A 15,705-nucleotide genomic window follows, 5' to 3' on the forward strand; every position below is an offset into this window, starting at 1 on the left:
CGAACGGAGATTTCGTGCCATCGCTACCTACCCGCAAGTCTTGCACACCACTGCGGTGCGCAAGGGCGGTGCCGATTTCGCCGCCCTCCCGAGAGTCGGCTTCACAGGTCATCGGTGCTGACGATGCCGTCCTGAATGGCTCGCACCACCAGAGCGGCCTTGGTCTTGGCCGGCCTGCCCACCGCGGCGTATTTGGTTCGGATCCGATCGAGGTGGGTGTCGATGGTCTTCACCGATATGTACAGGCTCTTGGCGACCAGCGTCTTCGATTCGGTCTGGAACCAGTTGATCAGGATCTCTCGTTCGCGGTTGCTCAGGTGGGGTCGGGTGTCGGCCTGGTCCGCGGTCATCGCCTTCGCCATTGTCGGGGTCAGGTAGGGGAGCTCGGCCGCGGCCGCTCGCAGCGCGGGCAGCAGGTGCTGCCGCCCTTCGGTTTTCGAGAGATAGGTGACCGCCCCGCGATCCAGGCATTCCAGTACCAGGTGGGTATCGGTGTAGTGGCTATAGACGACAACTCGGAATCCGCGCTCACAGACGTCGGTGAGAGCGCGCAGGTCGACCACCCGGTCCGGGAACTGCAGATCGAGGACTACGGCGTCGATGGTGTCCTCGGCTGTGGCTGCCAGAAATTCATCGGGACTCGTGTAAGCGGAGACCAGTTGGACCGGAGGATCGGAGAGGGCACACCAGCCCCGGATACCGTCGTGAATGATGTCGTGGTCATCGATGACCGCTACACGGACGGTGAATTCGTCCGGCATGGCATTCCCTTCGCAGGTGAGCCGATGAAATGGCGCACCTGCAACCATGCGTCCTCCTCGGTGGTGGTGAGTTGGAACGACGGTATGCCGGAACATTTCCCGATTCGTTGCAGGCCGGTCGGATCGTAGTCACAGCGCACGCTGAGCATTACGCAATCCGGTTCGGCCAAGATCACGACTCGCGCTCGGGTTGCGGCGTCGGACAGCAGCAGGGCCGGCGCCGTCAGCAACCGACAGCAGTCCGAATCCGTCAGCGTGGGCAATGCGCCACTGACCTCCAGAGTGACCGAGACGCCGCGCTGTTCCGCATGATCGATGCTCGGGCGCAGGTCCTGGAGCAACTGATGCTCGTAGGTGTCCGATTGCGCGAACAGCAGGCGCAGACGGCTGTATTCCAGTCCAGCCACCCGGCGCACGTCCGGGTCTCCCGGATCGAGTGTGAGGCACGCGAATCCACTCAGCAGCGGTACCAGATCAGCGGAGATGTCGTGGTAGCGATTCTGATAATCGCGCTGCAGTGCCGTGGCGACGGCGCGTGCCGCGGTGAGTCTGCGTGCTTCGTCGTCGAGTGCCGTCGCAGTCCGGGCCGCTCGATCGAGGAAAGCGGTGAATGCCAATGAAAGGGCTTGCAGAACAAGGGATCCCGGTAACAAGTAGCCGATCGAGACGAGGATGCTCAGGGTGTGGTCGCGAGCGAGGATGACCACGCCCGACAGCAGCCAGGACAGGGTGAGCACCGGGATGGAGCAGCGCAGCGTGCTGCGATACATGATGACGGCGACCGTCCAACCGGTGTCGGCGAGCGCCCAATTCGCGCCACCGAAAGCCTCGTTCGAGGGCAAGATCGACGCGAGAACCGGGGCGATCGACAGCGCGACAGCGAGCAGTAGCCTGCGGGACGTGGTCGATCTCCGGACCGGTGTACATGCGGCGACCGCGCACCCGATGTTCGCTGCCATCAGCGCCAGCTGAATCGGGTTATCGGACGGGGTGAACCAGTACCGGCCGAATGCGGTGAGCGTCAGGATCACCGCGACAGCCGCCATTCCGTACGCGAATCGGCGGACCATCCGATCGGTTCGTGCCAAGGCAGGCCCGGATCCCGCGCTGGGCTCGACATCGGTGACCTGCCAGGATATCTCAACGGTGGTCTCGCCCGGCCGACTGGTGATCACCGCGTCGCCACCGATCTGCCGCATGCGATCGATGATCGAATTCCGGATACCGTGCCGGTCGCCCGGCAGCAAGTCCACCGGGAACCCCGCGCCATCGTCTCGGACGCGCAGCCGATCCGGTGCCAGCGCGATCGATACTGATCCGGCCCGCGCGTGCCGATCCACATTTGTCAGCGCCTCCCGCACCGCACCGGCTACGGCTCGTGCGATAGTCGCCGGAACCCACTGTGCCATGGGCTCATTCAGCTGAACCGGAGTCGTCGCTTCAGCGCATATGGGGCGGAGCATTGCCGCCAGGTCGACCGGATCATCGTCCACCTCCGGCACGGCCGCCAGGGCCGCAAGGTCGCGGCGGGCCTGGCGGGCCAGCCGGTGCGCGGTCAAAGGCGCCCCCTGCGCGATCATGAGCAGCGTGGATGCGGCCGTGTCGTGCAGAATCCGCCACTGCTCGCGCTGGTAGCCGCGACGGGCGTCATCGACCTCGGCTGCTACCCGGACCCGATTTCCCGCAGCCTCTGCCGCATCGATGAGCCGAGCCGAGCCGACGACCAGGGCTCGCACCAGCAGTGCCATCCCACACTGGATTGCCAAAAAATAGATTCCGAATACACTTCGCGCCTGCGCCGGGCCCATGAGCTGGGCGTAGCCGTACGCGTCGGCTGCCATGATCAGCGCAGTCGCAGGAATCGAGAGGTGTGGAGGCCACTCGATGGCGATCGAGATGACCGTCTGTGCCGCCACGATTTGCGGCGGTATCGGAGCGTTGGGGTCGAGTCCCGGTTGCACCGGCAGGATCGCCGCGGTGGCCGCCAAATAGCCGAGGGCGACCAGCAGATCTGCTGCGGTCCAACGGATTCCGCCGCGTCGGGTAGCCAGTCGGCCCAGCGCCCACCCGGCCAGCAGGAGATCGAGAAGCGTCCCGAGTCTCGACCGGTTCGGTTGCAGCAGATAGACGACGGCTATCCACAGATATGGAATGTGCCGCATCAGTAGGGCGAGCGATGCCGCCTCGGCCAGCACGCCGCTCGTGGTCGCGTTGCCCGCGACCACGAGGTCGTTCCCGGCCCTGGCGGCCGAGGTTGTCGTCTCGCTCACCTTGTCGGCGCGTCAGACATCTTCGACGTACCGCAGGCCGCGTTCGCGGCCTTCGATATGCCTTGCGTGCCCGCATAGTTGGGGATTGGCCAGCGCGGGAACCAGCAGGAGCAGCGGCCAGACGAAGGCGCGCGGCATGATGGAGAAGCCCAAGCCGATCGGGTCGGTGTTGCCGTGGAACATGCGTTTGCGCAGTCCGTGCTTCTTCTCGAAGTTGTTGTTCGCCACGAAGGTGCCGACCATCAGATAGACGAACAGGGCAATGAAGAATGTGGCTATCATCGATTCGCTTCGCTCTACAGTCGAATGAGTTTGGCAGTAAAGGTATCCGGCGTTACCACGCGTGGGTCTTGGATTGCCAAGAACCGCCGTGGTCAGCGCAGTGATATCCGGTCCCCTTGCACTGATTGCAGGTTTTTCCGCGTACCCCCTTGCACACCGAACACGCGTAGACCGCCTTGAAGCACCAGCATTTGAATCCCGCCGCCATTGTTGCCTCCTCGAATCAGGACTTCCCGGAACAGGTTTCGATCCAGAGCGGACGAGGTCGTCCGGGTCGGTGAACCATTTGTCGTTCTCAGGGTGCGCTGGGACGGGTATCCATCGGTATCGGGTGTTGACCGGACTTGACGAGCACTCGGCACCCGCTCCCGCGGACGCGGCTGCGTGCCTGATTCGCCCCAGTGGCACGATGGGGGTCATGGCGCGACTCGACTACAAGGCTCTCAACGACACCCTCCGCTACCTGATGTTCTCGGTGTTCCAGGTGGAGCCCGGAGTGCTGGGCGACGATCGCAAGGCCGCGATCAAGGAGGCGCAGGCGTTCTTCGATTCGCTCGAGGAGCGTGGCGTGGTGGTGCGCGGTGTATACGACGTCGCCGGGTTGCGCGCCGACGCCGACTACATGATCTGGTGGCACGCCGAGCAGATCGAGGAACTGCAGGCCGCTTACGCCGACTTCCGTCGCACCACCGAGCTGGGTTCGCTGTCGAACCCGGTGTGGAGCAACGCCGCCCTGCATCGCCCGGCCGAGTTCAACAAGTCCCACATCCCGGCCTTCCTGGCCGGTGAGGAGCCGGGCAACTACATCTGCGTCTACCCGTTCGTGCGCTCCTACGACTGGTACCTGCTGCCCGACGAGGACCGTCGCAAGATGCTCGTCGATCACGGCAAGGCCGCCCGCGACTACCCGGACGTACGGGCCAACACGGTGTCCTCGTTCGCGCTCGGCGACTACGAGTGGATCCTCGCCTTCGAGGCCCCGGAACTGCACCGCATCGTCGACCTGATGCGCGATCTGCGCGCCACCGAGGCGCGTCGCCATGTGCGCGAGGAGATTCCGTTCTTCACCGGCCCGCGGGTGGCGATCGACAAGCTGATCGCCTCCCTGCCGTGAGGTAGCGAGACTTCGAATCGGGACGAGCCCGGCCACCGAATGTGGCCGGGCTCGTTCGTATCTGCCCTGGATCAGACCGGATACCCGTGCGCCACAGTCGACATGCATGGATGGCGTGCGACTCGCGGAACCGTTGCCCGAGGAATTTGGGGCATGCGCGAATTCGCATATGCCCCATAGAGTTTCTGCGACTCAGCCTGCTGCGTTGCCCGAGGGGTGCAGCCGCAGTGAGGTGGAGTCGACGCCGTGGCCGAATCCGTTCGTCGGAACGTTCACGAAGTTCGAGCGGTGTTCGGCGTGTCGCAGGGCGGCACGCCGAAGCCTGCCTCGCGTCACTCGAGTACTGCCCCGAAAGTAGCCAGGCGTACGCTGCACTCCATGGTCGATCTCGACGTCGCCCCCGCGGCACTGGATCCGACACCGTGGGGCTCGCGACTGCTGGGAACGACGGCAGAGCAGTCCGGCGTCCGGCGCATCCGAATTCAACTGTTGCTGACCGGCTCCGTCGTGGTCACGAACTGTTTCGGCATCGCAATGGTCGTTGCTCTGGTCGGGTTCGTACTGCCTGGGCCGCCGTTATTCACTGATGAGTTGCTGGCCGTGAATTTCTTGGTCTTTCCGCTCTACGCGGTCCTCGCGGTCGTGATCGGGATCTGCTGGGGCACCACCTGGTGCCTGCGAACACTGCGGTGGGCGATCGATCCCGATCGGGTTCCCGACGAGCTCGAACAGGCCGCGACGACAACGGTGCCGATGCACCTGGTGATCGTGGAGGCGGTGCTGTGGCTCGGTTGCCTGGTCGTGATGACGCCCCTGTACGGGCACATCGACCGGGGACTGATCGCGAAGGTGGTGCTCGGCATCGGTTTCAGCGCGATCGTCGTGTGCGCCAACACCTTTCTGGCCGCCGAGTTCGCGCTGCGACCGGTGACCGCCCGGGTGCTGGGCGCGGCGGTGTCCCGGCGGCATCAGGGAATCGGCGTCTTCGGACGCTCGGTCCTGGCCTGGATACTGGGCACCGGCGCGCCGGTGACGCTGTCGATGACCGTGGCGGTGCTGGCGCTGCTCGATCCGACGGTGAGCACCGCCCGGCTCGCCGCCTGTGTGCTCGCCCTCGGCGCCGCGACGCTCGCCTTCGGCATGCTGCTGATGACTCAGGCGCTGTCGGCCGCGCTGGCGCCGATCCGGGGCGTACGCCGAGCACTGCGGCAGGTCGAGGACGGCGACCTCGAAGCACGGGTCACCGTCTACGACGGCACCGAACTGGGCGAGCTCCAGAACGGATTCAATCGGATGGTGCGGCAGGTTCGCGAGCGGGATCGAATACAGGAACTGTTCGGCAGGCACGTCGGACACGATGTCGCCGAGGCGGCCATTACCCAGGATTCCGAGCTCGGCGGTGAGGAATGCTCGGCGGCCGCACTGTTCATCGACATCATCGGGTCGACCACCATGACCGCGACTCGCCCCGCATCCGAGATCGTCGAAATCCTGAATCGCTTTTTCGACCTCGTCGTCGATGAAGTCGAACGGCATGGCGGACTGCTCAACAAATTCGAAGGTGATGCGGCCCTTGCTGTCTTCGGTGCGCCTGTTTCGCTGCCGTGCGCCGAAAGCGCGGCACTGAGCTGCGCTCGTGCGATCCAGCAGCGGTTGAGCGCGGCCGCGCCGGATGTCGCCACGGGTATCGGCGTCGCCGCCGGACGGGTGGTGGCCGGCAATATCGGCGCCCGGCGCCGCTACGAGTTCACGGTGATCGGTGACGCGGTCAACGAGGCCGCACGCCTGTGTGAACTGGCCAAACATGACACCAGCCGCCTACTGGCCTCCGCCGCGATCGTCACCGCCGCAGAAGCGGCGGAGGCCGCGCACTGGCGACTCGGTGAATCGGTGACGTTGCGTGGACGGATCGAGCCCACCGTCCTGGCACGGCCACGCATCGCACCCACGGCCCACTGAGTTTCGTGACCGGGTTCGGCTTTTCGGCACCGTGAGCTGGCCCGCCTATTTACCGGCAGCCGTTTGATTGCTGTTCGGTAAATTTCGACCGGCACCTGCTTTTCAATAGGGTAGTTTCGCGATGGTTGCAGGCGATCCGCATTTCCCCGGAGTGCTGGAGGTGTGCGCGTGTTCGAAGAAGTTACGCAGCAGACTCGTAATCCCTTGACCGGCTTCGTAGTAGCGGCTGTCGACGAGTGGCCGCCGCCGATTCATTTTCTGGTTCCTGCCGGTCTGCTGGCTCTTTTGTCCGCGCTCCTTTCGGGTGGGCCGATACTCGCGGTGTCGATGAATTGGCTGCGCGGCGGTGCGGATGCCGACGCCGCGGTACTGCCGTTGACTGCTCTGCTGGTGCTGGTCGCCCTGCTCGCCGCCTCGGCGCTGGCGCTTGGCACCGCGCGGCGGAGCAGCCGCCGACCCGCCGCATCGTCGGTGCGCCAGTAGTGATTTCGCTGTCCACGGAGGGGCCGTTATGACCACGATTGCCGCCGAGCGACTCTGCACCGATCTGATCTGGGGCAGGCGAATTCGCTTGGGATTCCATGCCGAACCGGCCCGCCTCGGGGCGGTTTCGCAGCGGGTCGTGCGGTCCTGCTGCCACCGCTGGCGGGGACGCTCCGACTTCGAATTGTTTCCGCCGCTGCATCGTTGGAGATCGGTCGCGGCGTCGGTGCAGTCGGTGGACGGGGTGACGCCCTACCGCCTGATCAGTGCGGCGGTGTGCGGGTTGGACTGCGCCGCTTCGGCGCCGGTCGCGTCGCTCGCGGCCGCCATCATGCTGTCGTCGGGATGCCCGGTGACGGTGATCTCCGAGGGCACCGTCGGCGCCCCCGCGTCGGGCAGCGTCACCGGCACCCTCGGAATCTCGATCCTCGCGATGTACGAGGACGACACCGCGCTGGCCGAACGCCTCGCTGAAACCGTGATCGAGGTGTCCGGCGGCGCGATCGAACAACGATGGGAAGACCCGTTGCCGATATCGATTTCGACGATATCGGCGACGCGCGCTCAGCTGGGCGAACCCTCGCTGGGCTGCAGCCGCAGTGAGATGGAGTTGATGCAGTAGCGCTCGAAGATCTACCCGCCGATCAGTCGGGTAGAACGGGCTTTTCGACTGGTGAGGGCAGGTTTTGACGTTCAGTGAGTCGGTTGCTGAATCACTGGGCTTTTGAACCGATCACGACAGATCAGCCTGAATACGTTCGCGAAAACGTTCGCGACGATCGAGCAGCCTTTGGCGTGTCGTTTCGCGGCACGCCGAAGGCGTTGAGAGGTAGGCAACCTTTTGGCAAATCGATGTTGTTGAGTGTCGAGCGCCGAAACTGCTGGGCTCATAACCCAGAGGTCGCAGGTTCAAATCCTGTCCCCGCTACTTACGAGGGCGGTCCTGACCGGTAGGTTTCAGGACCGCCCTCAATCTTTGTCGAGGTTTGTGGCAACGAAAGTGGCAACCGTCCGGTATGTCTGTGCCGAGTAGAGCGATGAACACTGCGAAATCCATTGCTACCAGGTGTTCTCCGATGGACGCAATGGAACCCGTTGGACGGGAAAATCGCTGGGGTGCCAGCCCAGCGAACGCAGGATGTGACAGCAATATTCTGGTGTGGACATCGATCTGAGCCAGGGGCTACCCAATTCGACCCGATCGGTGACGAGCAGTCACGTCGGCTCGAGACTCACGTGGTCATGATTCGGCGATGAACAACGGTAAACGTAGGGCGGCGGGGGCCGCGGTCGGCACTGCGGGGGTGGTGGGGGAGACCGGAGCGACGCGGCGATAGGCCGTGCCGAGGATAGGTCGTGGATCGAGCTCACCTTTGTTGGGCCACAGGGCGATTGCGCGTTCGGACATGGCGGTGATGGTCAGTGAGGGGTTCACTCCCAGATTGGCCGAGACCGCGGAGCCGTCCACGACGTGCAGTCCGGGATGGCCGTGCAGCCGGTGGTACGGGTCGATGACTCCCTCGGTAGCCGAATCACCCATAGGGCAGCCGCCGATGTAGTGCGCGGTCGACGGGATGTTGAACACGTCCATGTACATGCCCAGTGCATCGCCCCCGATCTTCTCGGCGAAGAGTCGGTTGGCTTTGTGGCCCACCGGAATCCAGCTCGGGTTCGGGTCACCTTGACCCTGCCGGGTGGAGAGCCGGTAGCCGAATATCGACTTCTTGCCGAACGAGGTCAGAGAATTGTCCAGCGACTGCATGACGAGCAGGATTGTCGACTTCTCGGAGGCGCGATAGTTGCTCTGCGAGCGGGCGAATGCGAGTGGATGACGTAGCACCAGGAGCAGGAACCGCAGGAATCGCCACGGGCCACCGTCGATCATGGGTGCGGTCATAGGAAACAACACGTTCTGGCCCTTGCCGTAGCGGCATACTTCGATGTGGGTATTGGGCTCGGGGTGGATCGACGAAGTGATGGCGACACCGTCCGAGAGGTCGTGCCGGGTACGGCTGGTCGCGGTGAGTACCGCCTCGGAGTTGGTGCGGGTGAGCTCGCCGAGCCGCGGCGAGACATTCGGCAGCCGCCCGGTGTCCTTCAATTGGTGCAGCAGCTGCTGGGTCCCGCGGGCCGCAGCGGAGAACACCACCTGCTCGGCGGTGATCGTTCGCGTCTGTTTGCGTAGCAGTCGGCCGGAGCGCTGCGTCGTGACCATGTAACCGCCATCGGCGCGGGCGTGCAGGTCGGTGACCGTTGTCATCGGAAGTACCTGGGCGCCAGCTTGTTCGGCGAGATACAGGTAGTTGGTCGTGGTGGTGTTCTTGGCGCCGTGCGGGCAGCCGGTCATACATCGCGCGCAGTGCACGCAACCGGTCCGATCCGGGCCGACGCCGCCGAAATATGGGTCGGCGACGGTCTTCCCGGGCTCGCCGAAGTACACACCAACCTCTGTGGGGTGGTGGGTATCGGCCACCCCCAACTCCTCGGCTACTGCACCCAGTGCGTGATCGGCTCCGGTTACGCGCGGGTTCGTCGCGACGCCGAGCATGCGTTGTGCCTGGTCGTAGTACGGTGCCAATTCCGCACGCCAGTCGGTGATATGCGACCACGAGGGGTCCTGGTAGAAGCCCGGCAGCGGTTCGTACAGGGTGTTGCCGTAGATGATCGATCCACCGCCCACCCCTGCGCCGCTGAACAAGGTCACTTTGCCGAGCAGGCTGATGCGCTGCGTTCCGGTGAGACCGAGTCGCGGTGCCCAGATCGACTTGCGCAGATTCCAATTGGACTTGGGCAGGTCCGCAGCTTCCCAGCGCCTGCCCGATTCGACCACCGCGACGCGGTAGCCCTTCTCTGTGAGTCGCAACGCGGAAACGCTGCCGCCGAATCCAGAACCGATGATGATGACGTCGTAGTCGAAATCCATTACTGCTTCCTGAGTCTCCGAAGTGCGACGTGAATCAGCGTGCGGACAGCGCCCTCGCGACCCGACTGTAGGACGGCGAATTCCCGGCTCAGCTGAGACCATCGGTCGCTGAATAGGTCCGATCGGCCGTACGGGATTCTTGCCGGGTTCGGTGTGCGCCGGGCTTGGTGAGCCGAGTTGCGTTGTCCAGCAGTCGGTTCGGTCGTGAGGTGGCGTTCGTGTGGTGGGTCAGGCCGGATCGGGGGCGAAGGAGGTCAGAGCGACGCCGGCGCATCGTTCTATGTGCTTCTCGTAGTGCCACCGGTGATACGCCAGCGGGCTCATGGTGAGCCGCTTCGGAAATCGGTTGTAGGCGATGGGCAGACCGCCGGTGATGACGCGGAAGGCGATGTCGTGGCGGCGGGTCCACCGGAATCGGGTGAGTTCGCGAGCATGTGGGTGCATGATCCCGAACGAGCACACCGCTCCCACCTGGCCGACGATTCGAGCCAGCGGAGTCCAAACCGGTTTCGCGGCGGCGGGCAAGCCTGGCGGTAGCGGTGCGTTCAGCAGGGTGTCCACCGCGCTCTGGACCGCGATATTCGTTTCGCCCTTGCGCTTGATCAGCTCGTCGTAATAGCGGAGCAGCTCGGAATACTGGGCAGGCAGTCGTGAGTTCTTGCCCGGCAACTGCATGTGTGCGAACTTCTCGAGCAGGAACTCGTAGAACACCTGTTGCTCTGTGCCGGAGAGTTTCTCGCCGGTGATCGGGGTATAGGCGTTTTGAAACGCCACAATGCCACTGATTAGGATCCAGTTCCAGGATTCTGGGTTCAGCGCGCTGAATCGAACCCCGTTGAACCCGACACCTTTGACGTCCCGGTGCGCTGCCAGTAGGCGTTCGCTCTCGGCCTTGCGTGTGGCGTCGTCCGCGACGAGCACGAGTTGGTCTGCCGCAGCCGTACGTATCGCGCGTTCGAAGGGCGTGTTGCGAATTCGCCCGGTCCATTCCACGCCTGCGGCGACCTCGGGCAACATGACCTGATCGAAGAAGGCGCCCGCGAATAACGCGAACATGGTTGTGCCCGTGTACCGCTGGAATCGCGCCCGGTCGTGCGCGCTGATCGTTCTCGACGGGGCGGGCTGGTGAACATGGCTGTCGTGCGACGCTGCAGGCGACATGGCCGACCTCTTCGTGGTTAGAGTGTTAGGAATCAATCAACACTCTCACATCAATGATGTGGCAGTCTAGTGCTCATGGGAGAAACCGGGACCTCGTCGCCCGCCTTTGCCGAAGTAGATGGCACCGGTGCAAGAATTCTCGACGCGGCGATGGCGACGCTGCTGCGGTTCGGCGTCAAGCGCACGACGATGGAGTCCATCGCTCGCGAAGCGGGCGTTTCCCATATGACGGTCTACCGCCGCTGGCGGCGCAAAGACGATCTCTTGCTCGCGGTGTGGATGCGCGAGGGGCAACGGCTCTTCGATGAGCTCGACGAGCGGGTCGCGGAAATCGACTCCGCCGAGGACAAGCTCGTCGAGGGTTTCGTCACCATCTACTGGTTCTTCCACACGCATCCGCTGTTGGGGTTGCTGCTCGACACCGAGGCTGAGACGATTCTGCCCGCCGTGACCACCGGTGCCACACTCGGAATCACTTGGGCGCAGGCATATCTGGCCGAACACATCCGCATGCATCAGGTATCGGACGGAGCCCGGGCGCTCGATCCGCAGGAGACCGCCGAAGTAGCCGTGCGAATCTGTCAGTCGCTCATTCTGACTCCGCGCTTGAACGACCCGCTCGACTCCGAAGACGCCGCACGCCGCTATGCCCGGCGGATTCTCGTTCCATTGTTGCTGGGCTGATGGCGTAGAGCCGACGCCTCGCCGCGACCGCGCGGCAACGCCTCTCGGCCGGCCCGATCACATCGATGAAGCCGGAGTTGGCAGAACGCTACCCACCACTTAGTTAGACTGTTACAGTCTGCTCCACAGACTAACAATAGGTGGGGCTACATGTCTGCTACCAGCATCGATATCAACCACAGCGGGAATTTCGCGGGCCCAGCTGACTGGCTCGCAATTCGTCTACCGGACGCTCGCCGTGGGTGAGGCACCGCAGGTGGATACGCCACAAGACAGGCCACGCGAGTCATCAGCAGACATCCTGCGTGCCAATTTCTCCGCGACCGTGCTCTCCGGTGCCGGGACCTTCGGCCGTGCGATGCGCACAGGTGCCCAGGCGAGCAAGGTCGCTGTGGTCGATGTGCTGCGGGTCCGTTTGCAGATGCGCGAAACGCTCGCGCAAGCCTGGTTTTTGATCACGGTCACCGCGATTCCTGGTGTGTTGATGGCGATTCCGTTCGGGGTCATCGTGTCCGCGCAGGTGGGCAATCTGGTTCATCAGCTCGGCGCTGATTCGCTGATCGGTGCTGCGGGCGGGCTGGGTGTCATCAAGCAGGGTGCGCCGTTGGCGACCGGCCTGTTGCTGGGTGGTGCGGGGGCGGCGGCGATCGCCGCTGATCTCGGCGCACGCACGATCCGCGAGGAGATCGACGCACTCGAGGTCATGGGCATAGATCCGGTGCAGCGGCTCGTGGTGCCCCGCATGATCGCGATGCTCATCGTCGCGCCGCTGCTCAATATCCTGATCATCGTCGTCGGTATCGCTGCGGGCTACATCGTCGCGATCGCCGCATTGGGGGTGACTCCGGGAAGTTATTGGGCCTCGTTCGGTGCGTTCACCACCTCGATCGATGTGTGGGTGTCCCTTGGCAAGTCGGTCATCTTCGGCTACCTGGTCGTGGTGATCGGTTGCCAGCGGGGGCTCGAAGCCAGGGGCGGCCCGCGTGGCGTGGCCGATGGCGTCAACGCCGCGGTGATCTTGTCGGTGGTGTCCATCGCATTGGTCAATGTGGTCATCACTCAATTGGTGACCATGTTCTTCCCGACCAGGCTCGCGTAATGACCGCGACGTCGTATGTTCCGCTGGTCGTGCGTCCGCTGTCCCGGCTGGGGCGCAAGGTGCGGCCGTGGTCGGGGATCGAGAAGCTCGGTTTGGTGCTGGGTTTCTCCTGGCAGGTGCTGTCGTCGATTCCATTGACGTTCAGGCACTATCGCGCCCAGACGATGCTGACGATCACCGACATGATGTGGGGTCGCGGGTCGGTGATCGTCGGCGGTGGCACAGCCGCGGTGATGATCGTGATGGGCGGCGCGGTCGGCGCGTCGATCGGCATCGAGGCGTACAGCACCCTGAATCTGGTTGCGCTGGGTCAGGTCACCGGCGTCATCTCCGCATTCGCGAACACCCGCGAACTGGCTCCGATCGCAGCCGGGGTCGGGTTCGCGGCACAGGCCGGATGCCGGATGACCGCGGAGATCGGGTCGATGCGGATCTCCGAGGAAATCGACGCCGTCGAAGCGCTGGGAGTCCGGTCGGTACCGTTCGTCGTCACGACCCGAGTGATTGCCGGTGTCGTCTCGATCGTGCCCTCGTTCTTGATCGCGCTGATCCTGAGCTATCTCGCTTGCGGCACGGTGATCACCGCAGTCCATGGTGCACCGCAGGGGGTCTATGACCACTACTTCTTCCAATTCGTGGTGGCGTGGGACATCGCCGCAGCGGTCATCAAGGTGGTGGTGTTCGCTGTCGCGGTCATCCTGATCCACTGCTACCAAGGGTTTTTCGCCACCGGCGGTCCCGAGGGCGTCGGCATCGCTTCCGGACGCGCCATCCGCGCGAGCCTGGTCACGATCATCGCCCTCGACATGGTGATGACGATTCTGCTGTGGGGTTTCAGTACGCCCCTGACATTTACGGGGTGAGCTGATGTCTGTATTCGAAATGCCCGGGGTGGCGGTCAGCCAAGGTCGGGCACGGCTGTTCGGTGTCTGCGCGCTCGCGATCACCCTGGTGGTGACGGCCGGATGGCAGGTACTGGCACCGGAAAGGCAACCAGGCGATATGTCGGTCGATGTGCTGACCCGCCAGCTCGGCGCGGGCCTGAAATCCGGCGCCGATGTCCGTCTGGACGGGGTCAAGGTCGGAGCGGTCGCGGACATCGCCCCGATCACCGGCGGCCGTCAGCGAATCACATTGCGCCTGGACAGTTCCCAGCTTTTCGGACTCACCGACGCCTTGGGGATCGACTTCGCACCGGGAAATCTGTTCGGCATCAGCGAGATCGAGTTGCAGCCAGGCGGGGGCGGCGCCGCGCTGCACGACGGCACGGTCGTCGATCTCAGCGACGAGAAGTCCTCCCGAACCCGGGACGCGACCCTCTCAACGGTGCTGGCCTCGGTCGGTACGTTGACCGGCGATGTACTCACCCCCCAGCTAGCGACAGTGCTGTCTCAATTATCAGGGGACATAAAGGGATTCGTGCCGCTACTGCAGTCGATCGTGGTGACGATCCGTGCGATGGCGGACACCCAGAACCTTCCCGCGTCGTTTCTGCTGGGGCAACTGGGGCAAACCCTCAGCGGGCTGCCTGCAACCGTGGACGGTGGGCTCCGGCTCTTGTACTACCCGTACACCAACCAATATATGGCCTCCGACGCGAACCGGGCACGCTTCGACGCGACCATCGCGGCGATCAGGAACGGCCTCGTACCCGCTGTCGACAGTGTCCTGGCCACCGGCGAAAAATACTACGCCGGACTCACCGGTCCACTGGCTCCGCTGCTGGGGGCGATCGCCGCGTCAGTCGGCACGCCGCAGCGTTCTGGCCAGGAGCTGAGCCAATTGCTCGACCGGCTCGGAAAGTCCTTCCGTGACACCCCCGATGGCCCGGTACTCGATATCGCTGTCGAGCTGCGCGGAGTGCCGGGTCTGGCTGTTCCACTCTTGGCGGGGCTGCCGGTGCCGGCGACGGTGGGTGGCCGATGACGTCCACGCGCTCGCTGCTGCTACGGCTCACTCTCTTCGCCTCGGCGATGATCGTGCTGCTAGTCGGGGTGTTCCAGACCATTGCCAGACCCGTCGAGGGCGATACCGACACCTTCACTGCGGTGTTCACCGATATGAATGGGCTCAAGACTGGCGACGACGTGCGCATGTACGGCGCTTCGGTCGGCAAGATCGTCGACTTGCGCTTGGCTGGTGCAACGGCCGAGGTCGAGTTCACCGTGCAGCGCGCACACCCGCTCTTCGACAACACGGTGCTGGCCATCCGGTACCAAAACCTCTCCGGGCAGCGCTATCTCGACGTCCAGCAGCCCACTGCCCCGGGCAACCCGTGCAACCCGACACAGACGATCGGCACCGATCGAACCGTGCCGTCATTCGATATCACGCGACTGTTCAACGGGTTGCAACCGGTGTTGGCCGAATTGGCCCCGGCCGATGTCAACCAGTTCACCACCAGCCTGCTGGCCGTGATCGAAGGTCGAGGAACCGGGATCGGCCCCGCCCTGGACGCCATCGAGAAGCTCAGCCGATACACCAGCGATCGTCAACAGGTGATCTCGACGCTGATTCACAACCTCGCGGCGGTCTCCGACCAGATCGGCGGGAAGTCCGGCAACACGATCGCCCTGCTGACCCAGTTGACCGGACTGTTCCAGAACTTGCAGGAGAAGATCGACGGGCTCGTCGACTTCGCGGTGACCATTCCGCCGGTGTTGTCACCGCTGGAGGATCTACTCGCCCAGTTCGGGCTCAGCGGTGACCCGAATCCCGACCTGGACAACGCATTGCGCAACGCCTTTCCCGATCCCAAGCAATCCATCGAGGTGATGAATCAGCTTCCGGCACTGCTGCAATCGTTCGCGAACCTGATCCCGTCGACCACCTCGAACCTGACTCCGGTCTGCTCGCGCGGCGTCGCACCCACACCCGCGCCACTGCGCGTGCTCATCGGCGGACAAAGGATCACCCTGTGCAATCACTGAGTCACAAACTGCGCGCACTGACATCGTCCTTCGGGCCGC

14 protein-coding genes and 1 tRNA gene are annotated in these 15,705 nt (G+C 64.0%); 10 read left to right on the top strand and 5 right to left on the bottom strand.

Features of this window, described 5'->3' with window-relative positions; all coding sequences use genetic code 11:
- Positions 1–101: 101 nt before the first annotated feature.
- The 3 genes from OG300_RS05380 to OG300_RS05390 are packed head-to-tail and all read right to left on the bottom strand — an operon-like array spanning position 102 to position 3,313.
- Positions 102–761, bottom strand: coding sequence for a response regulator (locus OG300_RS05380; RefSeq protein ID WP_405492739.1), 660 nt, complete (start codon positions 759–761; stop codon positions 102–104).
- Positions 734–3,031 carry a sensor histidine kinase gene (locus tag OG300_RS05385; RefSeq protein WP_405492741.1) on the bottom strand — a complete coding sequence of 766 codons (2,298 nt, stop codon included), beginning with the start codon at positions 3,029–3,031 and terminating at the stop codon, positions 734–736. The genes OG300_RS05380 and OG300_RS05385 overlap by 28 nt, the downstream gene beginning before the upstream one ends.
- 12 nt (positions 3,032–3,043) lie before the next feature.
- Positions 3,044–3,313 carry a hypothetical protein gene (locus OG300_RS05390; protein ID WP_405492743.1) on the bottom strand — a complete coding sequence of 90 codons (270 nt, stop codon included), beginning with the start codon at positions 3,311–3,313 and terminating at the stop codon, positions 3,044–3,046.
- Positions 3,314–3,731: 418 nt separating this feature from the next.
- Here OG300_RS05390 and hemQ point away from each other — a divergent pair, with 418 nt between their 5' ends.
- The 5 genes from hemQ (at position 3,732) to OG300_RS05415 (ending at position 7,797) form a co-directional block, all read left to right on the top strand.
- Positions 3,732–4,427 (top strand): hydrogen peroxide-dependent heme synthase, encoded by a 696-nt coding sequence (gene hemQ, locus OG300_RS05395; protein ID WP_405492745.1) that lies wholly within the window; start codon positions 3,732–3,734, stop codon positions 4,425–4,427.
- A 378-nt stretch (positions 4,428–4,805) separates the two neighbouring features.
- Positions 4,806–6,386 (top strand): adenylate/guanylate cyclase domain-containing protein, encoded by a 1,581-nt coding sequence (locus OG300_RS05400; protein ID WP_405492747.1) that lies wholly within the window; start codon positions 4,806–4,808, stop codon positions 6,384–6,386.
- Positions 6,387–6,554: 168 nt separating this feature from the next.
- Positions 6,555–6,869, top strand: a complete 315-nt coding sequence (locus OG300_RS05405; RefSeq protein WP_405492749.1) for a hypothetical protein — start codon at positions 6,555–6,557, stop codon at positions 6,867–6,869.
- A gap of 28 nt (positions 6,870–6,897) precedes the next feature.
- Positions 6,898–7,491: a hypothetical protein gene (locus OG300_RS05410; RefSeq protein WP_405492751.1), complete on the top strand. Its 594-nt coding sequence runs from the start codon at positions 6,898–6,900 to the stop codon at positions 7,489–7,491.
- A 226-nt stretch (positions 7,492–7,717) separates the two neighbouring features.
- Positions 7,718–7,797 (top strand) — tRNA-Met (locus OG300_RS05415).
- Between the two features lie 312 nt (positions 7,798–8,109).
- On the opposite strand, the gene OG300_RS05420 is transcribed toward OG300_RS05415, so the two are convergent.
- Complete coding sequence (locus OG300_RS05420; protein WP_405492752.1) at positions 8,110–9,792, bottom strand: GMC oxidoreductase; 1,683 nt, start codon at positions 9,790–9,792, stop codon at positions 8,110–8,112.
- Between the two features lie 228 nt (positions 9,793–10,020).
- Entirely contained in the window at positions 10,021–10,953 is a 933-nt protein-coding gene (locus tag OG300_RS05425; RefSeq protein ID WP_405492754.1) for an oxygenase MpaB family protein, read from the bottom strand.
- 75 nt (positions 10,954–11,028) lie between these two features.
- Between OG300_RS05425 and OG300_RS05430 the strand changes: the two genes are divergently transcribed.
- The 5 genes from OG300_RS05430 (at position 11,029) to OG300_RS05450 (ending at position 15,666) form a co-directional block, all read left to right on the top strand.
- Positions 11,029–11,637 carry a TetR/AcrR family transcriptional regulator gene (locus tag OG300_RS05430; protein WP_405492756.1) on the top strand — a complete coding sequence of 203 codons (609 nt, stop codon included), beginning with the start codon at positions 11,029–11,031 and terminating at the stop codon, positions 11,635–11,637.
- Between the two features lie 238 nt (positions 11,638–11,875).
- Positions 11,876–12,736, top strand: coding sequence for an ABC transporter permease (locus OG300_RS05435; protein WP_405492758.1), 861 nt, complete (start codon positions 11,876–11,878; stop codon positions 12,734–12,736).
- The gene (locus tag OG300_RS05440) at positions 12,736–13,599 is read left to right on the top strand and encodes an ABC transporter permease (RefSeq protein ID WP_405492760.1); all 864 of its coding nucleotides are present in this window, start codon (positions 12,736–12,738) and stop codon (positions 13,597–13,599) included. The genes OG300_RS05435 and OG300_RS05440 overlap by 1 nt, the downstream gene beginning before the upstream one ends.
- Positions 13,600–13,738: 139 nt before the next feature.
- The gene (locus tag OG300_RS05445; protein ID WP_405492762.1) at positions 13,739–14,662 is read left to right on the top strand and encodes an MlaD family protein; all 924 of its coding nucleotides are present in this window, start codon (positions 13,739–13,741) and stop codon (positions 14,660–14,662) included.
- Positions 14,659–15,666, top strand: a complete 1,008-nt coding sequence (locus OG300_RS05450; protein WP_405492764.1) for an MlaD family protein — start codon at positions 14,659–14,661, stop codon at positions 15,664–15,666. Before OG300_RS05445 ends, OG300_RS05450 begins: the two co-directional genes overlap by 4 nt.
- Positions 15,667–15,705 lie beyond the last annotated feature (39 nt).

This window comes from Nocardia sp. NBC_00511 (genome assembly GCF_045161165.1).
GTDB lineage: Bacteria > Actinomycetota > Actinomycetes > Mycobacteriales > Mycobacteriaceae > Nocardia.